This is a genomic window from Yoonia tamlensis (assembly GCF_900115105.1).
GTDB lineage: Bacteria > Pseudomonadota > Alphaproteobacteria > Rhodobacterales > Rhodobacteraceae > Yoonia > Yoonia tamlensis.
Genome location: NZ_FOYP01000001.1, coordinates 2,116,413 through 2,136,252 on the forward strand (window position 1 = coordinate 2,116,413; position 19,840 = coordinate 2,136,252).

The 19,840-nt window shown below is 58.0% G+C and carries 27 protein-coding genes; 16 read left to right on the forward strand and 11 right to left on the reverse strand.

Annotated features, from left to right (window positions below):
* Window positions 1-18: 18 nt before the first annotated feature.
* Entirely contained in the window at window positions 19-786 is a 768-nt protein-coding gene (locus tag BM320_RS10815; RefSeq protein ID WP_090199816.1) for a FadR/GntR family transcriptional regulator, read from the forward strand.
* Here the strand turns inward: BM320_RS10815 and BM320_RS10820 are convergent.
* From BM320_RS10820 to BM320_RS10845, 6 genes are all read right to left on the reverse strand, one after another.
* Entirely contained in the window at window positions 768-1,502 is a 735-nt protein-coding gene (locus BM320_RS10820) for a CPBP family intramembrane glutamic endopeptidase (RefSeq protein ID WP_165615032.1), read from the reverse strand. The two genes, BM320_RS10815 and BM320_RS10820, sit on opposite strands and share 19 nt — an antisense overlap.
* A 115-nt stretch (window positions 1,503-1,617) precedes the next feature.
* The gene (locus tag BM320_RS10825) at window positions 1,618-2,175 is read right to left on the reverse strand and encodes a F0F1 ATP synthase subunit B (protein WP_090199820.1); all 558 of its coding nucleotides are present in this window, start codon (window positions 2,173-2,175) and stop codon (window positions 1,618-1,620) included.
* Window positions 2,176-2,178: 3 nt separating this feature from the next.
* Window positions 2,179-2,727 carry a F0F1 ATP synthase subunit B' gene (locus BM320_RS10830; protein WP_090199822.1) on the reverse strand — a complete coding sequence of 183 codons (549 nt, stop codon included), beginning with the start codon at window positions 2,725-2,727 and terminating at the stop codon, window positions 2,179-2,181.
* 80 nt (window positions 2,728-2,807) lie between these two features.
* Window positions 2,808-3,032 carry a F0F1 ATP synthase subunit C gene (locus BM320_RS10835; RefSeq protein ID WP_090199824.1) on the reverse strand — a complete coding sequence of 75 codons (225 nt, stop codon included), beginning with the start codon at window positions 3,030-3,032 and terminating at the stop codon, window positions 2,808-2,810.
* A 59-nt stretch (window positions 3,033-3,091) separates the two neighbouring features.
* Complete coding sequence (locus BM320_RS10840; RefSeq protein ID WP_090199826.1) at window positions 3,092-3,850, reverse strand: F0F1 ATP synthase subunit A; 759 nt, start codon at window positions 3,848-3,850, stop codon at window positions 3,092-3,094.
* Window positions 3,840-4,175 carry an AtpZ/AtpI family protein gene (locus BM320_RS10845; RefSeq protein WP_090199828.1) on the reverse strand — a complete coding sequence of 112 codons (336 nt, stop codon included), beginning with the start codon at window positions 4,173-4,175 and terminating at the stop codon, window positions 3,840-3,842. Before BM320_RS10845 ends, BM320_RS10840 begins: the two co-directional genes overlap by 11 nt.
* A gap of 203 nt (window positions 4,176-4,378) precedes the next feature.
* Between BM320_RS10845 and BM320_RS10850 the strand changes: the two genes are divergently transcribed.
* Complete coding sequence (locus tag BM320_RS10850; protein WP_090199830.1) at window positions 4,379-4,705, forward strand: ArsR/SmtB family transcription factor; 327 nt, start codon at window positions 4,379-4,381, stop codon at window positions 4,703-4,705.
* On the opposite strand, the gene BM320_RS10855 is transcribed toward BM320_RS10850, so the two are convergent.
* On the reverse strand, window positions 4,702-5,577 hold the full coding sequence (locus BM320_RS10855; protein ID WP_090199832.1) for a DMT family transporter: 876 nt from the start codon (window positions 5,575-5,577) through the stop codon (window positions 4,702-4,704). The two genes, BM320_RS10850 and BM320_RS10855, sit on opposite strands and share 4 nt — an antisense overlap.
* Window positions 5,574-6,455 carry a LysR family transcriptional regulator gene (locus tag BM320_RS10860; protein ID WP_090199834.1) on the reverse strand — a complete coding sequence of 294 codons (882 nt, stop codon included), beginning with the start codon at window positions 6,453-6,455 and terminating at the stop codon, window positions 5,574-5,576. The genes BM320_RS10855 and BM320_RS10860 overlap by 4 nt, the downstream gene beginning before the upstream one ends.
* A 107-nt stretch (window positions 6,456-6,562) precedes the next feature.
* Between BM320_RS10860 and BM320_RS10865 the strand changes: the two genes are divergently transcribed.
* The 8 genes from BM320_RS10865 (at window position 6,563) to rimM (ending at window position 11,343) form a co-directional block, all read left to right on the forward strand.
* Window positions 6,563-7,099, forward strand: a complete 537-nt coding sequence (locus BM320_RS10865) for an FMN-dependent NADH-azoreductase (protein ID WP_090199836.1) — start codon at window positions 6,563-6,565, stop codon at window positions 7,097-7,099.
* Between the two features lie 207 nt (window positions 7,100-7,306).
* Window positions 7,307-8,812, forward strand: coding sequence for a signal recognition particle protein (gene ffh, locus BM320_RS10870; protein ID WP_090199838.1), 1,506 nt, complete (start codon window positions 7,307-7,309; stop codon window positions 8,810-8,812).
* 3 nt (window positions 8,813-8,815) lie between these two features.
* On the forward strand, window positions 8,816-9,364 hold the full coding sequence (locus tag BM320_RS10875) for a GNAT family N-acetyltransferase (RefSeq protein WP_090199840.1): 549 nt from the start codon (window positions 8,816-8,818) through the stop codon (window positions 9,362-9,364).
* A complete protein-coding gene (locus BM320_RS10880) occupies window positions 9,361-9,867 on the forward strand; it encodes a GNAT family N-acetyltransferase (RefSeq protein WP_090199842.1) in 507 nt (168 codons plus the stop codon). The genes BM320_RS10875 and BM320_RS10880 overlap by 4 nt, the downstream gene beginning before the upstream one ends.
* The gene (locus tag BM320_RS10885; RefSeq protein ID WP_090199844.1) at window positions 9,860-10,156 is read left to right on the forward strand and encodes a chorismate mutase; all 297 of its coding nucleotides are present in this window, start codon (window positions 9,860-9,862) and stop codon (window positions 10,154-10,156) included. Before BM320_RS10880 ends, BM320_RS10885 begins: the two co-directional genes overlap by 8 nt.
* Before the next feature lie 48 nt (window positions 10,157-10,204).
* The gene (gene rpsP, locus BM320_RS10890) at window positions 10,205-10,603 is read left to right on the forward strand and encodes a 30S ribosomal protein S16 (RefSeq protein WP_207496873.1); all 399 of its coding nucleotides are present in this window, start codon (window positions 10,205-10,207) and stop codon (window positions 10,601-10,603) included.
* Between the two features lie 64 nt (window positions 10,604-10,667).
* The gene (locus BM320_RS16425; RefSeq protein ID WP_165615033.1) at window positions 10,668-10,820 is read left to right on the forward strand and encodes a hypothetical protein; all 153 of its coding nucleotides are present in this window, start codon (window positions 10,668-10,670) and stop codon (window positions 10,818-10,820) included.
* Window positions 10,813-11,343 carry a ribosome maturation factor RimM gene (gene rimM / locus BM320_RS10895; RefSeq protein WP_090199848.1) on the forward strand — a complete coding sequence of 177 codons (531 nt, stop codon included), beginning with the start codon at window positions 10,813-10,815 and terminating at the stop codon, window positions 11,341-11,343. The genes BM320_RS16425 and rimM overlap by 8 nt, the downstream gene beginning before the upstream one ends.
* Here rimM and BM320_RS10900 read toward each other — a convergent pair.
* A complete protein-coding gene (locus tag BM320_RS10900; protein WP_090199851.1) occupies window positions 11,312-12,238 on the reverse strand; it encodes a phosphotransferase in 927 nt (308 codons plus the stop codon). The genes rimM and BM320_RS10900 overlap by 32 nt on opposite strands.
* 63 nt (window positions 12,239-12,301) lie before the next feature.
* On the opposite strand from BM320_RS10900, the gene trmD reads away from it, so the two are divergent.
* The 4 genes from trmD (at window position 12,302) to BM320_RS10920 (ending at window position 14,506) form a co-directional block, all read left to right on the forward strand.
* On the forward strand, window positions 12,302-13,111 hold the full coding sequence (trmD, locus tag BM320_RS10905; protein WP_090199853.1) for a tRNA (guanosine(37)-N1)-methyltransferase TrmD: 810 nt from the start codon (window positions 12,302-12,304) through the stop codon (window positions 13,109-13,111).
* Between the two features lie 377 nt (window positions 13,112-13,488).
* Entirely contained in the window at window positions 13,489-13,872 is a 384-nt protein-coding gene (rplS, locus tag BM320_RS10910; protein WP_090199855.1) for a 50S ribosomal protein L19, read from the forward strand.
* A gap of 11 nt (window positions 13,873-13,883) precedes the next feature.
* Window positions 13,884-14,105: a 50S ribosomal protein L31 gene (rpmE, locus tag BM320_RS10915; RefSeq protein WP_090199856.1), complete on the forward strand. Its 222-nt coding sequence runs from the start codon at window positions 13,884-13,886 to the stop codon at window positions 14,103-14,105.
* A gap of 86 nt (window positions 14,106-14,191) precedes the next feature.
* Window positions 14,192-14,506 carry a DnaJ family domain-containing protein gene (locus BM320_RS10920; RefSeq protein WP_090199858.1) on the forward strand — a complete coding sequence of 105 codons (315 nt, stop codon included), beginning with the start codon at window positions 14,192-14,194 and terminating at the stop codon, window positions 14,504-14,506.
* Window positions 14,507-14,556: 50 nt separating this feature from the next.
* Here BM320_RS10920 and BM320_RS10925 read toward each other — a convergent pair whose 3' ends face one another.
* Window positions 14,557-15,861: a DEAD/DEAH box helicase gene (locus BM320_RS10925; RefSeq protein ID WP_090199860.1), complete on the reverse strand. Its 1,305-nt coding sequence runs from the start codon at window positions 15,859-15,861 to the stop codon at window positions 14,557-14,559.
* A gap of 393 nt (window positions 15,862-16,254) precedes the next feature.
* Between BM320_RS10925 and BM320_RS10930 the strand changes: the two genes are divergently transcribed.
* On the forward strand, window positions 16,255-17,064 hold the full coding sequence (locus tag BM320_RS10930; RefSeq protein WP_090199862.1) for a division plane positioning ATPase MipZ: 810 nt from the start codon (window positions 16,255-16,257) through the stop codon (window positions 17,062-17,064).
* A 144-nt stretch (window positions 17,065-17,208) separates the two neighbouring features.
* On the forward strand, window positions 17,209-18,759 hold the full coding sequence (locus BM320_RS10935; protein WP_375342071.1) for an FMN-binding glutamate synthase family protein: 1,551 nt from the start codon (window positions 17,209-17,211) through the stop codon (window positions 18,757-18,759).
* Here the strand turns inward: BM320_RS10935 and BM320_RS10940 are convergent, their stop codons facing one another.
* A complete protein-coding gene (locus tag BM320_RS10940) occupies window positions 18,760-19,734 on the reverse strand; it encodes a DMT family transporter (protein WP_090199866.1) in 975 nt (324 codons plus the stop codon).
* Window positions 19,735-19,840: the final 106 nt, after the last annotated feature.

Sequence of the window (19,840 nt, forward strand, 5' to 3'; positions counted from 1 at the left end):
CAACGCAGGTGGACCCAAATGCCCTTCGAACCGGTGCAGCAAGAAAAACTGTCACATGGCGTTATCCGCCAGATCGAAGGGTTGATCCTGCGCGGCATCCTGCGCCCCGGTGAACGGCTGCCGTCGGAACGCGAGCTTAGCGACCGGATGGGCGTGTCGCGCCCGTCCCTGCGCGAAGCCTTGGCCGATCTGCAATCGCGCGGCCTGTTGACCTCCAAGGCGGGTGCAGGCGTGTTTGTGGCGGATGTGCTGGGTTCGGCCTTTGCGCCCGCGCTGGTCAAACTATTCGCCACCCATGTCGAAGCCGTATTCGACTACATCTCGTTTCGCCGCGACATGGAAGGGCTGGCCGCCGAACGTGCAGCGCGCCTTGCCAGCGACACCGATCTTGCGCTGATCAACACCATTTTCGCGAAAATGGAAACGGCCCACGAAAAACGGAACCCCGCGGACGAGGCCTATCTTGACGCGGATTTCCACCTGTCGATCATCGAGGCCAGCCATAATATCATCATGCTGCATATGATGCGGTCAATGTATGAATTGCTGCGCGAAGGCGTGTTCTACAACCGCTCTGTCATGTTCAAACAGCGCACGACCCGCGACACATTGCTGGACCAGCACCGTGCGATCAACGATGCGCTACAGGCGCGCAACCCTGCCGGCGCGCGGGCCGCGGTCGAGGCACATCTCGACTTTGTCGAAGGCTCGCTTGCGGATCAGCAAAAATCAGAGCGCAATGAAACCTTTGCGCAAAAGCGGCTCGATCACGAGGTTTCGCGCTGATCCGCGCGGACCAGCCGCGCCCAAAGCGAGACCGATATCAAGGTCTGGATCATGATCCCGATCAGCGCGTAACTGTGCAACACACCGGCCCATTGGCTGGCATAGACCAGCATGTCCCAGACCGCATGCCAGATGATCACCACCCACAGATTGCCCGCAGCAATCGCGATTGGTGCCAGAAATATCCCCACCAGAAACGCGAATCCCATTTGCTGGAATGTCACGCTGGCTGGCTGGCCGCTGACGCCGATAATCCCGTGCATCAACGCAAACAAAAGCGCGCTTAGCAGCATCGCGTAAAAGACCGGCAGACGCGCCATTGCCGCGCGCAAGATAATCCCGCGAAACATGATTTCTTCGGTGATCCCGATCAGCACGGGCACGGCGACCAGAAGCACAAGCAAACGCGGCTGTGCGCGCAATGCAGGAATGTCGCCCGCAAGCCCCCCAAGCATCAGCACCATCACAGCGATCACCGGCAAAAGCCATGCCACCCCCGCCCAATGGATCCGGCCAAACCCCGCAGCACGCCAACCAAACGGGCGCAGCGCAACCATGCATAAAAGCAGCAGCAACAGTTGCACCGGCAAAAGCGCGTAAAGCACGGCCTGCGTATCGTCCGGCCCCTGTCCTGCGCCAAACCGGTGCAGGGTCGCCACGATCAGGATCGCGAAATAGCCCGCCGCCGCAGCACAGACCCGTCCAAGACCCGCCATCCTAATGTTCCGTGATCCGCATGGGTAAAGTGTCCCGTGCAAGCACCGCCCTGTCAACGCAAAAGCCCGGACGCGGGGTCGCATCCGGGCTTTTCAAACTGGTTTTCAAAGCCGCCTAGTGCAGCTTGTCAGCAACTGTCGCGATTGAATCGTCGATCAATGTGCCCGCAGATTTTGCGTCCATTTGCTTGGCAATCACGTCTTTTGCAGCGCCAACGGCCACCACAATCGCCTGATCGCGCACGTCTTTGACGGCAGCAGCTTGGGCGCTGGCGATCTGCTCTTCAGCAGCGGCCAGACGGCGTGTGATCGAAGTCGCGATATCTTTCTTGGCTTCGGCGGCCGCTTTGGTCGCTTCGTCCTTGGCAGATGCCACGATACGTTCTGCTTGCGCGGCAACTTCCTTTTGCTTGCGCTCGTAAGAGGCCAACAAAGACTGTGCTTCATCGCGCAGCGCCTTGGCTTCGTCCAGTTCCGCCTTGATGCTGTCAGCACGTTTATCAAGCATACCGCCGATCGATCCGGGCACCTTCATATACATCAGGATGCCGACAAAGATCAAAAAGGCGATCAGGACAACAAAGTTGGTGTTGCCCAGCGAAAAGAACGGGCCGCTCGCAGCCAGCGCAGGTGATGCGCTCAGGGCAAAGAGTGCGGTAAAGATATTGCGCATGTCTTACCCTTTCATCCGTGCCGTCACCGCAGCGGTGATGGTTTTTGCGTCAGCCGACCCACCAAGTGCAGCAACCAGTTCTTTGGCTGTCGCTTTGGCAACGTCGGTTACGGATTTCACAGCGCCATCGCGAATTTCGGCAATTGCCGCTTCGCTTTCGCCTGTCTTGACGGCGATCTGCGCGTCGGCTTTTTCAAGCTCGGCGTTCAGTTCGGCCTGAATTTCTGCTTTCGCTTCGGCCACGATCTTTTGGGCTTGGGCGCGCGCATCAACAAGGGCTTGCTCGTAAGCGGCCTCTGCTTGTGTCGCTTTGTTCTTCAGCTCTTCTGCGGCAGCAAGATCATTTGTGATTGTGCCCGAACGCTCTGCAAGAACCGCAGCAATGCGGGGCAGTGCGATGCGTGACATCACAAAGAACAACGCAGCAAGTGTGATCAGCAACCAGAAGATCTGGTTCGGAATCCACTCTGCGCAAAGCTGTGGCATACCGATGGCACCACCATGCGAATCAACGCAGGCACTTGCAACGGCTTCGTGTGTTTCTGTCGCCATGTTGGCCCCCGAATACCTTGGATTTCACCGGCTGGCGCAGTTACCCGCGCCAGCCAGCCGTAAGGATGTGGGTCGCTGTCTTAGACTGCGAACATCAGCAGAAGCGACACGAGGAACGAGAAGATCCCCAGAGCTTCGGCGAATGCCAGACCAATGAACAGTGTTGCTGTCTGCGATGCAGCAGCAGATGGGTTGCGCAATGCGCCTGCGAGGTAGTTACCTGCAACGTTGCCAACACCGATAGCAGCAGCGCCAGAACCGATTGCAGCCAGACCGGCGCCGATGTGTGCGAGTTCGCCTTCCATGAGTATTCTCCTTACGATTGGAAGTTAGATAGTAGGGTGGGTGATTTCACCCACCTTTGTTAGTGATGCGGGTGAAGCGCGTCTTTCAGATAGACACACGTCAGGATCGTGAAAACATAGGCCTGGATACCGGCCACAAGGACCTCAAGACCGTAGATGGCAGTGATGCCAAGGATCGCAACAGGGCTCACCAGCGTCAGCGCGGCAAAGCCTGCGAAAACCTTGATCACAGCGTGGCCCGCCATAACGTTGCCAGCCAAACGGATTGAATGGCTTACAGGGCGCACAAAGTAGGAAATCACTTCGATAATTGCGATAATTGGGCGCAAGACCGCTGGCGCGTCTTTCATCCAGAACATGCCAAGGAATGACGGGCCGTTCTTGACAAAGCCAAGGATCGTCACCGCAAAGAACACACCGAAACCAAGGATCGCGGTCACCGCAATCATTGATGTCGGGCTATATGACATCGGGATCAGCGCCAGATAGTTCGCAAACAGGATAAAGACAAACAGGGTCATGATGTAGGGGAAATACTTCACCCCGTCCTTGCCGGTCACGTCTTCGACCATCTTGTAGACAAAGCCGTACATCAGTTCGCCGACTGATTGCAGCCGCGAAGGAATAACACCGCGACCGCGGCTACCCAGAACAAAAACGCCAACCGCACAAAGAATCAGGATCGCAAACCACAGTGTCAGGTTCGTCGGTGTATACCAATGCACCGCACCGTCACCAAACAATGGCTTGGGAATAAACTGATCCAGGGGATGAAAAACCAGACCACCTTCGGAAGCTGCTTCAGTCTCAGTCGCCACTTGCGTCACCCTTTTCTTCCGCAGCCTTTTGCTGCTTCAATTGCACCTCTTTGGCGGATCGCATCATGGTCAGAACACCAGCCGCGAGGCCAAAAAATATAAACAGCACCAAGAATATCGGCATGGTCCCAAACAGGGTATCCAGCCCGTATCCGATGCCAAAGCCGATCCCGAGACCGGCTACCAGCTCTATCACCATCCGCCACGCGAGCTGCGCTTGCGAATAATGTTCTTCCGCATGGTCCTTGACTTGCTCTGGCGCTTTAAGCGCTGCGATCTTTGCATCAAGCGCCTTAAGGCGGTCGGCATGGTCCGGATCAGGCATTTCAAGGTCCCTGGGAAGGTTGCGCATGGTTTAGGTGCGCGACAGCACAGAGTCAAGTAACCGTGAACACCGACTATCCCATTGAAAACAAAAATAAATCATTATGTGCAGCTGTGACATTTTGTATGCGCCAGCCCATTTGCGCACGATTCAATATTCAACCAGATGGTTGACGTTTCAGCCGCATCCCGCTTAATCGCGCCATGACCCACAAACTTGATCTTGCCTTTTCGGCCCTTGCCGACCCCACCCGCCGCGCCATCCTTGCGATGCTGCTCGAGGATGATATGGCCGTCACCGATGTCGCCGACCCGTTTGAGATGTCACTGGCCGCGATTTCCAAGCATCTTGGCGTGCTGACCACTGCGGGGCTGATCAGTCAGGAAAAGCGCGGGCGGGTCAAATGGTGCAAGCTGGAACCGGATGCACTGCGCGAGGCATCCGTCTGGATGCAGGCCTTTGGCCAGATGGGCGCGCTTGATCTAGATGATTTCGAGGCATTTCTGGCCGCGCAACTGCCCGACAGCTAGTCGCGCAACAACATCACCAAAGCAACAACCGTCAAGACGAGCCCCAGCAGCACCAGCACAGGCGGCGCCGGATGACCCAGCGCGATATCCCAGACAATCACCCATGACGGGGTCAGATAGGTATAAGCCATGACCTTTGAACTTGGCAGACGCAGCGCAGCAAATTGCAGCAGTGTAAAGGTCATCGCGCTGGCGACCACGGCAGTATACAGGATCGTGACCCAGACAATATTTGGCAGGTCCGCCCAATCGGTCGCCATCAAATCGCGCCAACCCACAAGCGTCAGGATCACCGCCCCCGCCAGCAATGTGCCAAAGGTAAAGACAAGCGTCGGCTCGCCGCGGTTCAATTTGCGGACAAGCGGCGTATAGACCGCATGCGACACGCAACCCCAGAAATAGATCATCTCGCCCGCGCCGATCTGGAACCGCAAGATCGCCGCGACATCCGCACGAAAAATCACCCAGATCGCGCCGGCAGCGCCGATGCCTAGCGCCAGCGCCATCCGGCCCGTCAGCACTTGCCGCAAAAGTAGCCAGCCAAAGCCAGCCGAAAGGATCGGGGTAAGGGTAAACACCGCCGCCGCGCTGACAGGGGCTGCGGTTTTCAGGCCTTCGAACATCAGCACAAAATAGGTGGTAAAGAACGCCGCCAGCAGCAGATACCGCCACGGCGCACGCAGGGCGCTGCGCGACACGCCCGTGGTTGCAAAAGCCGCGATCCCGATAATCGCGCAGGCGATCCAGAACCGCACCGCATTTAACGCCAGCGGCGCAATATCATTCGCCGCCAATGCGCCGAGCGAAAACGACCCAGCCACCAGCATCGAAAACAACAGCATCGCAAGATGCCCCGCCCGTGCCGGTGTCATGCGCAGCTTGCCCCTTTGACTTCATCCTTGAGGAACTTCAGAAAGGCCTGCACTTTGGATGTGCGGTGCAAATCAACGTGGGTAACAAGCCACAGGTTCGATTGCCATTCCTCGACCGGCGGAATGACTTCGGTCAGGCCCAAGTCTTGGCTCAAAAGATGCCGCTGCACAAAACCGATGCCCGCGCCGGCCATCACCGCGTCACGCATATGGCGGTTTTCGCTGGCAAGATAGACAATCCGGTTCTTGGGGACATTGGCGCGCATCCAAGTTGCAAAAGGTGCGCGGCTATTGTCATTGTCATGCCCGACAAACAGGTGGTTCTTGAAATCGTCCATATCCTTGGGCACCCCGTATTGCGCGACATAGGCGGGTGCCGCGACCAGCGCCATGCCAAGCGCCAAAAACGGCTGCACGACGTTATCGGGTTCTTCGGGCATACGCCCTGCGCGGATCGCAACGTGGGCTTCGCCGTATTCAAGCCGGAACACACGGTCGCCGGTGCGAAACCGCACGCGCACCTCGGGGTGGCTGGCCTGAAACCGCATCAGGATCGGGGTCAGCAGATCCGACATCATTTCAATCGACGTCACAATCAGATCGCCCGATACGCCTTCGCCCTGCCCTTTGATCCGGCCGGCAAGCTGGGTGAATTGATCGTCGGTCGCTTGCGCCACCTGCAACAGGTCCTGCCCCGCTTCTGTTGCGGTATAGCCGCGCGCATGGCGTTGGAACAGTTTCACGCCCAACCGCTGTTCAAGCGCGTCAATATGCCGGATCACGGTGGCATGATGCACGCCAAGCGTATCCGCCGCACCGCTGACCGTACCTTTGCGCGCGACCTGATAGGCCGTGCGGATTTCATCCCAATTATCCATCTGAATTCCTGTGCGCTGGTCAACAATGCCTGTTCATAATTGGACCTACCGTTCAAATTTGCAAGTGAATACCTGTCGATCACAACAAAATTCCAAAGGGAAAACCAATGACTACTGTTCTGCATCTTACCGCCTCCGGCGTTTCCGACGGCTCCGTCAGCCGCGCCGCAACCGCAAAAATCATCGCCGATCTGGACCCGTCTAAGATCATCACCCGCGATCTGGCAATCACGCCGATGCCGCAGGTCAACAGCCAATGGATCAACGCGCGGCTTGTACCGCCACAGGATCGGTCGGTCGCGGATGCGGCGGCGCTGGCGCTTTCCGACAGTCTGATCGCCGAAATTGCGGCCGCAGATGTGATCGTTATCGGCATGCCGATCTATAACTTTGGCATGCCCGCAGCGCTCAAAGCATGGGTCGATCTGATCGCGCGGCCCGGTGTGACGTTTTCTTATACCGAAAACGGCCCCGTCGGGCTGATCAAGGGCAAGAAGGCAATCGTCGCCGTCGCATCGGGCGGCACCCCCGTTGATGCGCCCATTGATTTTGCAACACCGCACCTGCGCCAAGTGCTGCGCTTTGTCGGAATCGACGATATCACCGTGCACACGGCCAAAGACCTGCTGCCTCTCGCCGCCTAAAGGGCAGCGTTTGCTCGGCCCGGGATGTTGACTCGGGCCGCATTGCAGCATAAACGCCCCCCAACACCCGGATAGCAACAGCTTTCCGGTCCCCGATTCTAGGGGATCGCCCTCCGTCAGCGCGTTGCGCCCACGGGGGCGCTACTGCTTTATGCTTTGCGTGCCTATATACGCAGGGCAACCGAAACGACTTGAGGGCTTTGGCCGATGTTTGAGAACCTATCCGACCGCCTATCCGGCGTCTTTGACAAGCTGACCAAGCAAGGGGCGCTGTCTGACGATGACGTCAAAACCGCCCTGCGCGAAGTCCGCGTGGCCCTGCTTGAGGCTGATGTCTCGCTGCCGGTCGCCCGCGATTTTGTCAAAGCGGTTCAGGATAAGGCCACCGGACAGGCCGTTACCAAATCCATCACACCCGGCCAGCAGGTCATCAAGATCGTCCACGACGAATTGCGCCATGTGCTGACCGGCGACGAAGACCCCGGTGCGTTGAAAATCGATAACCCGCCCGCCCCGATCCTGATGGTCGGTTTGCAGGGTTCGGGTAAGACGACAACAACCGCCAAACTGGCCAAGCGTTTGAAAGAACGCGAAGGCAAGCGCGTGCTGATGGCGTCCTTGGACGTGAACCGTCCAGCGGCGATGGAACAACTGCAAATCCTTGGCGCGCAGATTGGCGTCGATACTTTGCCAATCGTCAAAGGCGAAGATCCGGTTGCGATTGCAAAACGCGCCAAAACCCAAGCCAGCCTTGGCGGCTATGATGTATATATGCTCGATACCGCGGGCCGTTTGCACATCGATGCCGAACTGATCGCCCAAGCCGCCGCCGTGCGTGATGCCGTGAACCCGCGCGAAACCCTGTTGGTTGTCGACGGTCTGACAGGTCAGGACGCGGTGAACGTCGCGCAGGAATTCGACGATAAAATCGGCGTCACCGGCGTTGTCCTGACCCGCATGGACGGCGACGGGCGCGGTGGTGCGGCGCTCTCGATGCGTGCAATCACTGGCAAACCGATCCGCTTTGTCGGTGTCGGTGAAAAGCTTGACGCGATTGAAACCTTTGAACCCGACCGGATCGCGGGCCGCATCCTAGGCATGGGTGACATTGTTGCGCTGGTCGAAAAAGCGCAAGAAACCATCGAGGCCGAACAGGCCGAACGCATGATGAAGCGGTTCCAAAAGGGTCGCTTCAACATGAACGATCTGAAAATGCAGCTTGAACAGATGCTGAAAATGGGCGGCATGGAAGGCATGATGGGCATGATGCCCGGTGCGGCCAAAATGGGCAAACAGATGGCCGCGGCGGGCATGGATGACAGCATCCTCAAACGCCAGATCGCGCTGATCAATTCCATGACCAAAAAAGAGCGCGCCAACCCCGATCTTCTGGCCGCATCCCGCAAGAAACGGATCGCCAAAGGTGCAGGTCTTGAAGTATCCGACCTGAACAAGCTGGTCAAACAGCACCGCCAGATGGCCGATATGATGAAAAAGATGGGCAAAGGCGGGATGCTGAAGCAGGCCATGAAGGGCATGTTCGGCAAAGGCGGCGGCATGCCTGGCGGTGGCGCCATGCCCGATATGAACGATCCCAAAGCAATGGAAGAAGCCGCCAAAGCGCTTGGCGCGAAAATGCCTGGCGGCCTGCCCGGGCTTGGCGGCGGCATGGGGCTGCCCCCTGGTCTGTCCGGTTTCGGAAAGAAAAAGTAAATCATGACACCCGCCCCCACCCTTTCCACAGCGCGGCTGGTCCTACGCGGACCCCAAAAACGCGACCTTGCGGCCTTTACCGCTTGGGCGACGCAATCTGCGCGGATGGAATTTGTGGGTGGCAAGGTATCGGCGCGCGACGCTTGGCGCGGGTTTATCGCGGGGATCGGTCATTGGAACTGGCACGGCTACGGGTTCTTTACCGTGACCGAAAAAACCACCGGCATGGCGACAGGCCGCGTTGGCATCCTGAACCATATCGACTGGCCACAGCCGGAACTGGCGTGGCATATGTTTGACGGGTTCGAAGGCAAATCCTACGCGTTTGAGGCCGCTTGCGCCGTGCGCGAATGGGCGGGCCGTTCGCTCGGGCTTGCGCCGTTGATCTCGTTGATTGCGCCAAGCAATACGCGCTCGCTCGCCTTGGCCACACGACTGGGCGCGATGGAAGAACGCCGCGATACTGTTGACGGTGAAAAGGTCATCATCATGCGGCACCTGCGCTATGACGACCCGCGCGCCACCGCCCAAGCAGCGGGTGCGATCACATGATCCCGACGCTTTATACCGAACGGCTGGTCTTGCGCCCCTATGCGCGCGATGATTTTGACGCTTATGCCGCTTTCTTGGGGTCCGACCGCGCCGTGCATATGGACGGGCCGATCAGCAAAGACAAAGCTTGGGACTGGTTTGTCAACGATATAGCCGCATGGGCACTTTACGGTTTTGGGTCACTCGCAATTACCGAAAACGGGAAACTTGCCGGCGCGACCGGGCTGGTGCATCCGCCGTCATTTCCCGAACCCGAATGCGGCTGGTTCCTGTTTGACGGGTTCACAGGGCGCGGACTGGTCCAAGAGGCCGCGCGCGCAATCATCGACTACACATTCGCGACAACCCCGCTGGATAGCTTCGTCAGCTATATCGGGCCGCAAAACACCGCGTCCCTGCGCGTGGCGCAAGCGCTTGGCGCGGTCCACGACCCGGAAGCCGCAACACCAAACGGCGACAACTGCCTCGTCTACCGCCACACTAAAGGAGCACCCAATGTCTGACGCAATCACCCGCGCCGCAAAGGTTCTTAAAGGTCACCGCGAAAGCATCGACCGTCTGGATGCGATCCTTGTCTATACATTGGGCGAACGGTTCAAACACACCCAAGCCGTCGGCAAATTGAAAGCCGCACACGACCTTCCGCCATCCGATCCTGCCCGCGAAACGCAGCAGATCGCACGGCTGACCGACCTTGCAAACCAGGCCGACCTTGATCCCGAGTTTGCCAAGAAATTCCTGAACTTCATCATTCAGGAAGTGATTAAACACCACGAACAACATCAATCGTAGGGTGGATTTCAATCCACCTGCCCCTGCCATTTATAGGAGAACTACACCATGGCTATGAAAATTCGTCTCGCACGCGGCGGTTCCAAGAAACGTCCACACTACGCAATCGTTGCGGCTGACAGCCGTATGCCACGCGATGGCCGCTTCATCGAAAAGCTGGGTACATATAACCCGATGCTGCCAAAAGACAGCGAAGACCGCGTGAAAATGGACATCGAGCGCGTAAAGCACTGGTTGGGTCAAGGCGCACAGCCAACCGACCGCGTATCACGTATGCTCGAAGCCGCAGGCGAGCTGCCCAAGAAAGACCGCGCAAACCTGAAAAAAGGCACACCAGGTAAAGCGGCCCAAGCACGCGCTGCAGAAAAAGCAGAAAAAGCAAAAGCCGCTGAAGAAGCTGCAAACGCACCTGCACCAGAAGCAGAAGCAGACGCTTCAGAAGAATAAGCCGCGATCGTTGCCCGGCCACACGCGCCGGGCAACGCCCCCCTCTCCCTTTTCGGGACCAGATATGTTTCGACTGCTTCGTCTTGTGATTTTCACCGCAGGCGCATTTATTGCCGGCGTATTGACCGAACGCAGCAATGCGCAGGCAAATTGCGAAGCCGCCAACGGCAACTGGACCCAACAGATGTGCATAAGATCGGATATCCCACATGACTGACCGCGTTATTGTTGGCACGCTTGGCGGCTCTTTTGGCGTCAAAGGCGAAGTCCGTCTGAAATCCTTCTGCGCGGACCCTGCCGCGATTGTCGATTACACCCCGCTTTACACCGAAGACGGGCGCGCCTTTGCGCAGCTTGTACTGACAGGCCAGCTCAAGAACGGGTTCACCGCCCGCGTGGATGGCATCATCACCAAAGAGGATGCCGACGCGCTACGCAATGTCAGCCTTTATGCCGAACGCGACGCAATGCCATCCCTGCCTGATGATGAATATTACTATGCCGATCTGATCGGGCTGACCGTGCTTGATACCGGTGGCGCGACACTTGGCACCGTCAAAAACGTGATGGACCACGGCGCAGGCGATTTGCTGGAAATCATCGCACCCGGCCATACCGACACGATTCTACTGCCCTTCACGCAGGCCGCCGTGCCAACCGTTGATCTATCCGCAGGCCGGATCATCGCCGACCCGCCCGAAGGTCTGTTCACCCAAGCGGATCCAGATAAAGCCGAATAAGCGCCACCAGCCGCGCGCGGCGCCCGGCATTGCGCGCATAACGCAAGATCGATTTATACAGATACCAGCCATAAAAATAACGCAGCACCGTGCCGACCTCGGCTTCGGGGAGCCCTGCGGCCTGTGTAAATGCCGCAACCTGCGCGTCGCCTATCCCCCACGGGCCGGATAGTTCATCCGATTTCAGCGCCACATGCAGCAAGAAATGCGCCAATTCCCGCGCCAGCGGCACCTTGGCCGCCGTGCCCGTATCAAACCCGTACAGCACGCCATCATGCACCCGAAAATTATGCGGCGCAAAATCCCCATGTCCCGCGACACGGCAAATCAACGCACCTTTCAGCGCATGGGTCTGGAACCGCATATCCTCGCGCAGCTCCTGCGCCAGCGCCAGATCATCGCCGTCCAGCCCGTTCCGCGGGATCTGCTTCAGCTTTTTTTGCCAGAACATCGGCGACAGATGCGCCTGCGCGCGCCGCGCGCCGACATATGTCGCATGCCAACGCCCCGCATGTTCCAAAAGCGCAGGGTCGCTGGTTGCGTGATAGGGCACGCCGGGCACAAGCGAAGCAACCAGCACACCATGCGCAGGGTCCGCCGCGATCAGCTGGTTGATCTGGCAGTCACCTGCGTTCATCTGCGGGCCAACAAATGCCAGATCAGCCTGCATCTTGGTCGCAAGATCATGCGCATTGGGCCGCGCGATATGGCGCACAATGACCTGCACGCCTTGATATGTGGCCGCGAACACGCCCGAATAGGTCTTTGCACCCAGCAATGCGCCGCGCGTAATCTGCCCCAGCAAGGCGCTATGCGGCTGCACCGCATCCCAACGCGCGATCGCAGCCTCTTGCTCGGCGCCGCGATCCAGCAATCTGTTGATATCTGTGTTCATCCACTGCCCCTTGGGGCAATCTTGCCCCTTTCCCAGATCGGTGTCATCCCCTAGAAGCTGCCTATGTCAGATCAAACACCCAAACCCGCAGGCCGCGCCGCTGGCCGCATATCCATCCGGCCCACGCTGAAACCGCGCGCGCTGATGACCGACACGCCCGACCTTGCCGGATCATGGACCGCGCAAATCCTGACACTGTTCCCGCAGGCATTTCCCGGTGTCTTGGGCGAAAGCCTGACAGGCAAGGCGCTGCAAGACGGGCGCTGGCAGATGCAAACCTACGATCTGCGCGACTACGGCATCGGCAAACACCGCAACGTTGATGACACCCCTGCCGGTGGCGGCGCAGGCATGGTTTTGCGCGCCGATGTGCTTGAGGCCGCGATCAGGGACGCGCGCGCAGGCGCCAAAGGGATCATGCCGATGGTCTACCTCAGCCCGCGCGGTCAGCGGTTTGATCAGGCAATGGCCCGCAACTGGGCGCGCGCGGATGGGGTGACCATGCTGTGCGGACGGTTCGAAGGCGTGGACGAACGCATTTTGCAGCATTTTGGCATTCAAGAAATATCCTTGGGCGATTTTGTCATGACCGGCGGTGAAATCGCCGCCCAAGCCATGATCGACGCCACCGTGCGTCTGCTGCCCGGTGTGCTGGGCAACGCCGAAAGCGCGATTGAGGAAAGCCATTCCAACGGGCTGTTAGAACACCCGCAATACACCAAACCCGCCGAATGGCAGGGCCACGCGATCCCCGAGGTGCTGCTATCCGGCAACCACGCAAAGATCGCGCAATGGCGGCGCGAGATGTCCGAGAAGATCACGAGAGAACGACGACCGGATTTGTGGGCTCAGCATGAGACGAAGAAAGGATAAGGCAGCGTTCATTCTGGCTTCAACAACCACATATACCGAAGGCCCGCACCGCGATCTGCCTTTTGCTGCGCAAACAGGTTTCTGAATGCTACTACGCAACCTTTCAGCCCCAATCCCCCTTGATCACCCCCCCTTATCATCCTATACGCAGCCATTCTCGGTCGGCTTGCTGATTCCGGGTGTTGGTTTATGGCACCAGCTGGATATTGAGACGGATCTGCGTTGATCCACCCCTCACCAGTCAGGCCGGACGACCACAATAAACAATGATGACGCATCTCTGGCGGGCGCAATGGCGGACCCGGTAACGACGCAGAGCTCTGGGCCACGCAAACAAACATTGCGGATAACCGCAAGCATATCAAAGGAGCCGTCAGATGAATCTGATTGCACAACTCGAAGCGGAGCAAATCGCTGCGCTGGGGAAAGAAATCCCCGATTTCAAAGCGGGTGACACCATCCGCGTTGGTTACAAAGTAACCGAAGGCACACGTACACGTGTGCAAAACTACGAAGGCGTATGCATCGCCCGTAAGAACGGCAAAGGCATTGCCGGTTCTTTCACAGTGCGCAAAATTTCTTTTGGTGAAGGCGTGGAACGTGTGTTCCCACTGCATTCAACAAACATCGACAGCATCACTGTTGTTCGCCGCGGTAAAGTCCGTCGTGCAAAACTGTACTACCTGCGCTCGCGCCGTGGTAAATCCGCACGTATCGCAGAAGTCACCAACTACAAAGCGCCTAAGGGCGCCCAAGCGTAAGGATTGCTGTCATGAAAAAAGATATCCATCCCGACTACCACTTTATCGACGTCAAAATGACCGACGGTACTGTTGTGCAGATGAAATCCACATGGGGCAAAGAGGGCGACCAAATGGCGCTCGATATCGACCCGTCCGTGCACCCTGCATGGAACGGCGGTTCGACCCGTCTGATGGATGCTGGCGGTCGTGTATCCAAGTTCAAAAACAAATACGCCGGTTTGGGCTTCTAAACCGCGCGGTGGATCAAGATCCACCCTACGTATTGGGAACGCCGCGCATGAAAATGTGCGGCGTTTTGCGTTAAAAGGAGCCCACGATGGACCACCCGCTTAGCAGCCTGATTGATCAAATTGTGCAGAATGCGGAAAAACGCGGGGATTTTGACGATCTGCCCGGCGCAGGCAAACCATTACCATCCGTCGAGAACCCGCAAGACGCGGTGCTTAACCGGATCATGCGCGAGGCTGATGCAAAATCGCCCGTGGTGATCTTGCGCCAGCAAATTCTGGCGTCACAAGAACGGCTGAAGTCTTTGACAGATGCGGCCGCACGCAAGGAAGAAATGCTTGTGCTTGCCACTTTGCATACCAAACTGGCCGTTGAAATGGAAGCATTCCGCAAATACGGGTGACCCAAAACCTTTACAGGTTTTGGGTCAGAATTTTTCAAAAATTCTGGCGCTTAGGCCGCCGATTTTCCGCGCCCGCGGTTACCGCCGCCGTTGCTGCGCCGGCGCTGCCCGCCTGGCTTGCCACCGCCGGTCTTGGCACCGCCAGCATGACGGCCACCGCCGCCGCCACCACCGCGACGCCCGCCGCCACCGCCGCCATTGGGGCGCTTTTTCTGACCGGGCTGGATTTCCCATGGCCGGCCCGATGCAACAGGAATCGTTTCCTTCATCGTTTTTTCGATGTCTTGCAGCTCGATCATCTCGTCAGGTGCAACCAGTGCCACGGCTGACCCTTCGGCGCCGGCGCGCGCCGTCCGGCCAATGCGGTGCACATAGTTATCGGCCACATTGGGCAGGTCATAGTTATAGACATGGCGCACATCGGGGATGTCGATCCCGCGCGCGGCAACATCTGTAGCAACCAACACCCGCACCTTGCCCGCCTTGAACGCGGTAATCGCACGGTCGCGCTGGCCCTGGCTTTTGTTGCCATGGATCGACGCTGCTGCAAAGCCCTTGTTTTCAAGCACTTTATACAGTTTTTCACAGCCGTGTTTGGTCCGCCCGAACACAAGCGCCAGTTCATCGCGGTGTTTGTCCAGCAATTCGATCAACAGGTCGGTCTTGGCGGCCTGGGCCACAAAATGCACCGATTGCGCGATCTTTTTCACGGCCTGCCCCGGAGGGTTCACCTGCACGCGCACCGCGTCACGCAGATAGGTTTCGGCAAGTTCGGCCATCAGCTTCGGCATCGTCGCCGAAAACATCATCGTCTGGCGGTCTTTGGCCAATAGCGGCGCAATCTGGCGCAACGCATGGATAAAGCCCATGTCAAGCATCTGGTCCGCCTCGTCGAGCACCAGATAGATCGTTTCATCCAGACGCACAGCACGACGGTCAATCAGGTCGATCAAACGCCCCGGAGTGGCGACCAGTAGGTCAACCCCGCCGGCAAGCCGCTTGGTTTGGGCGACGATCCCCGCACCGCCAACCACAAGCGCCACTTTCAAATGGCTGCCTTTGGTATAGGCGGTCAGGTTGTCGGCAATCTGTTTGGCCAGTTCGCGGGTTGGCGCAAGAATCAGCCCGCGCGCCGTTTTAGCATTGGGCTTCACGCCCGCTTTCAACAATGCGTTGATCATCGGCAGGCCAAAGGCCGCGGTTTTTCCGGTGCCGGTCTGCGCAAGCCCCATCACATCGCGGCCATTCATGGCGTGCGGGATGGCTTGGGTTTGGATCGGGGTGGGATCGGTGATCCCCTGTTCTTTGAGAACGTTCACAAGGCGGGGCGCAAGCCCCAGCATATCAAAATCCATCAGTTGGATATCCTATTTTCAGACGGACCCGTCAGGCCCGCGCATATATGTGAACCCACGGGCATGCGCCCGCGCGTCCATAGCAAGGTTGCGCCATATGCTGACAGCCTGAACCGCATCGTCCGGGCGCCGATTTGGCGCGGGACCCCTGCGTGATGTGGGAACCTGAGAGTTAACGATGCCTTGCGAATGACAATGATTGTCTCGCTCTGCTCACGCGGCAGCTTGCATCGGTTACGCTGCACATGCGCCTTTGGGCGCGCGGTGTCAAGCCTTTGCCGCGATGTGTATCCCACACGGCACGGATCGGCGAAAATCACGCCCGACATCACTTCCCCTGCGCTCACCCCCCGCATATAGTGCGCGAAAGCATATTCTGTGGGGATAGATTGCGTGGCACATATTATTGTCGTGGGTAACGAAAAAGGCGGCGCGGGCAAATCCACGGTGTCGATGCATGTCGCGACAGCCCTTGCGCGGATGGGGCACCGTGTTGGCACGCTTGACCTTGACCTACGGCAAAAAACGCTGGGACGCTATATCGCAAACCGGCGCCAGTTTCTGACCCATGCAGGGCTTGACCTGCCATCGCCCGGCTATCAGGAACTGCCCGAAATCGACCAGACAAGCCTCAAGCCGGGTGAAAACGCTTTTGATCACCGCCTGTCCATGGCCGTGGCACAGATGGAGGCCGACAACGACTTTATCCTGATCGATTGCCCCGGTTCACACACGCGGCTTTCCCAAGTCGCCCATAGTCTTGCCGATACGCTGATCACGCCGCTTAATGACAGTTTTGTCGACTTTGACCTGCTGGCACATGTCGACAGCGACGGCGAGGAAATCACCGGCCCGTCGGTCTATTCCGAAATGGTCTGGAATGCGCGGCAACTGCGCGCGCAAGCAGGGCTCAAACCGATTGACTGGGTCGTTGTGCGCAACCGGATGGGCGCCCAAGCCATGGTCAACAAAGAGAAAATGCAGCGCGCCATCACCAAACTGGCCAAACGCGTCGGTTTCCGCACCGCCCCCGGTTTTAATGAACGCGTGATTTTCCGCGAATTGTTTCCGCGCGGGCTGACGCTGCTTGATCTGCGCGATATCGGGGTCAAGGGGATGAATATTTCCAACGTCGCCGCCCGTCAGGAATTGCGCGACCTGATCAAATCACTTGATCTGCCCGGCGTGACGCCTAATTTTTAGGCAAAAAGCAAAGAAACGCTTTCGTAATCAAGTTTTGCGACCTAAGTATTTAAATAAGTACTCGGAGGACTTGTTGTGCAGAAAATAATTGCGCTCCAGCGATATTCTACCATTGTCGCTGTCGCGATCTTGACCCTTGTGACCTTGTTGATCGGGGTTTTTGTGCCTTGGGTGTTTTTCTTATGCGCCATCTTTGCGGTGCTCACTTTGGTTGGCATCCGCGACATGCGGCAGGACCGGCATTCGATCACGCGCAACTATCCGGTGCTTGGGCATCTGAGGTTCCTGTTCGAACTTATCCGCCCCGAAATCCGCCAATATCTGATCGAAGGCGACCGCGAAGAACAGCCCTTTAGCCGCGAACAGCGGTCGCTTGTCTATCAACGCGCCAAAGGTGCCGAAGACAAGCGCCCGTTCGGCACCACCGAAAAAGTATACGAGGCCGGCTATTCATGGCTGACCCATTCGGTCCAGCCGGTGCATTTTTCGAACACCGATTTTCGGGTGACAATCGGCGGCCCCAAATGCAAACAACCCTACAGCGCCTCGATCTACAATATTTCCGCGATGAGCTTTGGATCGCTTTCGGCCAATGCGATCATGGCGCTCAATACCGGCGCGAAACTTGGCGGCTTTGCCCAAGATACCGGTGAAGGCGGGATCAGCCGCTATCACCGCGAACCTGGCGGCGATCTGATCTATGAAATCGGGTCGGGCTATTTTGGTTGCCGCAACGACGATGGTTCGTTCAACGCCGAAAAATTTGCTGAACAGGCCTGCGATGATCAGGTCAAAATGATCGAACTCAAGCTTAGCCAGGGCGCCAAACCAGGGCACGGCGGGATGCTGCCCGCGTCAAAAATCTCACCCGAAATCGCCGAGGCGCGCGGCATACCGATGGGCGTCGATTGCGTGTCTCCCGCGGCGCATAGCGTGTTTTCATCGCCGCTTGAACTGATGGAATTCATGGGCCTTTTGCGCGAAAAATCAGGCGGCAAGCCGGTTGGGTTCAAGCTGTGTATCGGGCACCGGCGCGAATTTATGTGCATGGTCAAGGCGATGCTGGAAACAGGTATCATTCCCGATTTTATCGTTGTCGATGGCACCGAAGGCGGCACAGGTGCCGCGCCGCTCGAATTTGCGAACCACGTCGGCATGCCGATGGTCGAAGGGCTGACATTTGTGCATAATACGCTACGCGGTGCCGGTATCCGCGATCAGGTCAAAGTGGGCGCAGCAGGCAAGCTCGTCAGTGCGTTTGACATCGCACGCGCGCTTTCCTTGGGTGCCGATTGGTGCAATTCGGCGCGCGGCTATATGTTTGCGATCGGCTGCATTCAGGCGCAGGCCTGCCACACAAACCACTGCCCTGTCGGGGTCACAACCCAAGACCCGCTGCGCCAAAAGGCGCTCAACGTTCCCAATAAGGCGCAGCGCGTGGCGCGGTTCCACGCCAATACGCTCAAGGCGCTGGGTGAAATTGCCGGCGCTGCGGGGCTTAGCGACCCTTCGGGTTTCTTGCCCTACCACTTTATGGCGCGGCGCGGCGACGGGCAGATGACCGAAGCAAACGATGTCTACAGATACCTACCGATTGGTTTCTTGATGGATGAAAACAGCACGGAAATCATCTACAAGGAACGCTGGGCACGCGCGAGCGCAGACAGCTTTGCGCCGCCCGAAGACCGCCGCTAGCTATTTCTTGACGTCGCCCTTGCGGGGCGGCGTTTGGCCCAGCGCGCGCATGAACAGGCTGATCCGTGGTTCCGCACCGTTAATGCTGCGCGACCGGTTGCGCAAAACAGGCGTGTTTGCGGATGTGCCTCGGCTTTCACGCAAGACGATATACAGGCCGCTGGCAATGATGATGCTGGCGCCCACACCTGTATAGATATCGGGCGTTTCATCAAAAAACAGAATCCCGAAAATCGTGGCCCAGATGATCTGGCTATATTGCATCGGCGCGATAATTGCGGCCTCGCCCGCGCGGTAGGCAAGGATAACCAGAAAACTGGCGACCCATGCAAACAGGGCAATCACCCCAAGCATACCCAAATGTTCGATCGGCATCGGTTTGTAAACAAACGGCAGCGCGCAGCCCATAAGCACGAAATTGGCAACCATCGGGTAAATCATCATCACCACAGGGCGTTCTTCGGACCCGATCTTGCGCACCACAATAGAGGCCACAGCGCCACAAATCGCCGAAGCAAGTGCTGCAAAATGCCCCGCAGTCAGTTGCGTCTCGCCCGGGCGCAGCACGACAAACACCCCGACCAGCCCAACCAGCACGGCCAGCCAGCGGCGCAGCCGCACCGTTTCACCCAAGACAGGGATCGCAAGCACGGTGATCAACAGAGGGGTCGCAAACAGGATCGCGTAAACCTGCGCCAACGGCAGCACCGAAAACGCATAGAACGCGGCAACCCCCGTGACCGTCGCAGCCCCCGTGCGCAGCGCCATCCACCACGGGTGGATCGGCACCAAGGTTCCGGGCTTGCTGTCACGCATCAGCATCACCGTGGCAAGCGGGAAGCTTAACAAGACGCTGAAAAACACGATCTGAAACGGCGCATAGGTCGCGCCCAGCACTTTGATGATCACATCATGGGTCGCGAAAATCGCAAAGGCGATCAGCGCAAAAACCGCGCCTTTGACATTTGGAGACATGCGAACCCTTTCTGGTGTTGATGAGGTGCAGACAAAAACAAATTGCCCGCCCCTATCAAGGCCACCCCGAACGGGATGTCAACGATAAGTGCGGGCAAGGATCATG

What these genes read in the sequence shown, in the direction of transcription:
- rplS (WP_090199855.1), top strand. Translation starts at nt 13,489, where the DNA reads ATGAATCTGATTGCACAACTCGAAGCGGAGCAAATCGCTGCGCTGGGG.
- BM320_RS10850 (WP_090199830.1), top strand. Translation starts at nt 4,379, where the DNA reads ATGACCCACAAACTTGATCTTGCCTTTTCGGCCCTTGCCGACCCCACC.
- BM320_RS10830 (WP_090199822.1), bottom strand. Translation starts at nt 2,727, where the DNA reads ATGGCGACAGAAACACACGAAGCCGTTGCAAGTGCCTGCGTTGATTCG.
- BM320_RS10875 (WP_090199840.1), top strand. Translation starts at nt 8,816, where the DNA reads ATGACACCCGCCCCCACCCTTTCCACAGCGCGGCTGGTCCTACGCGGA.
- BM320_RS10845 (WP_090199828.1), bottom strand. Translation starts at nt 4,175, where the DNA reads ATGCCTGATCCGGACCATGCCGACCGCCTTAAGGCGCTTGATGCAAAG.
- BM320_RS10880 (WP_090199842.1), top strand. Translation starts at nt 9,361, where the DNA reads ATGATCCCGACGCTTTATACCGAACGGCTGGTCTTGCGCCCCTATGCG.
- BM320_RS10860 (WP_090199834.1), bottom strand. Translation starts at nt 6,455, where the DNA reads ATGGATAATTGGGATGAAATCCGCACGGCCTATCAGGTCGCGCGCAAA.
- BM320_RS10825 (WP_090199820.1), bottom strand. Translation starts at nt 2,175, where the DNA reads ATGCGCAATATCTTTACCGCACTCTTTGCCCTGAGCGCATCACCTGCG.
- ffh (WP_090199838.1), top strand. Translation starts at nt 7,307, where the DNA reads ATGTTTGAGAACCTATCCGACCGCCTATCCGGCGTCTTTGACAAGCTG.
- rpsP (WP_207496873.1), top strand. Translation starts at nt 10,205, where the DNA reads ATGGCTATGAAAATTCGTCTCGCACGCGGCGGTTCCAAGAAACGTCCA.
- BM320_RS10855 (WP_090199832.1), bottom strand. Translation starts at nt 5,577, where the DNA reads ATGACACCGGCACGGGCGGGGCATCTTGCGATGCTGTTGTTTTCGATG.
- BM320_RS16425 (WP_165615033.1), top strand. Translation starts at nt 10,668, where the DNA reads ATGTTTCGACTGCTTCGTCTTGTGATTTTCACCGCAGGCGCATTTATT.
- BM320_RS10815 (WP_090199816.1), top strand. Translation starts at nt 19, where the DNA reads ATGCCCTTCGAACCGGTGCAGCAAGAAAAACTGTCACATGGCGTTATC.
- BM320_RS10900 (WP_090199851.1), bottom strand. Translation starts at nt 12,238, where the DNA reads ATGAACACAGATATCAACAGATTGCTGGATCGCGGCGCCGAGCAAGAG.
- trmD (WP_090199853.1), top strand. Translation starts at nt 12,302, where the DNA reads ATGTCAGATCAAACACCCAAACCCGCAGGCCGCGCCGCTGGCCGCATA.
- BM320_RS10885 (WP_090199844.1), top strand. Translation starts at nt 9,860, where the DNA reads ATGTCTGACGCAATCACCCGCGCCGCAAAGGTTCTTAAAGGTCACCGC.
- BM320_RS10940 (WP_090199866.1), bottom strand. Translation starts at nt 19,734, where the DNA reads ATGTCTCCAAATGTCAAAGGCGCGGTTTTTGCGCTGATCGCCTTTGCG.
- rimM (WP_090199848.1), top strand. Translation starts at nt 10,813, where the DNA reads ATGACTGACCGCGTTATTGTTGGCACGCTTGGCGGCTCTTTTGGCGTC.
- BM320_RS10835 (WP_090199824.1), bottom strand. Translation starts at nt 3,032, where the DNA reads ATGGAAGGCGAACTCGCACACATCGGCGCCGGTCTGGCTGCAATCGGT.
- BM320_RS10820 (WP_165615032.1), bottom strand. Translation starts at nt 1,502, where the DNA reads ATGGCGGGTCTTGGACGGGTCTGTGCTGCGGCGGCGGGCTATTTCGCG.
- BM320_RS10925 (WP_090199860.1), bottom strand. Translation starts at nt 15,861, where the DNA reads ATGGATTTTGATATGCTGGGGCTTGCGCCCCGCCTTGTGAACGTTCTC.
- BM320_RS10865 (WP_090199836.1), top strand. Translation starts at nt 6,563, where the DNA reads ATGACTACTGTTCTGCATCTTACCGCCTCCGGCGTTTCCGACGGCTCC.
- BM320_RS10920 (WP_090199858.1), top strand. Translation starts at nt 14,192, where the DNA reads ATGGACCACCCGCTTAGCAGCCTGATTGATCAAATTGTGCAGAATGCG.
- rpmE (WP_090199856.1), top strand. Translation starts at nt 13,884, where the DNA reads ATGAAAAAAGATATCCATCCCGACTACCACTTTATCGACGTCAAAATG.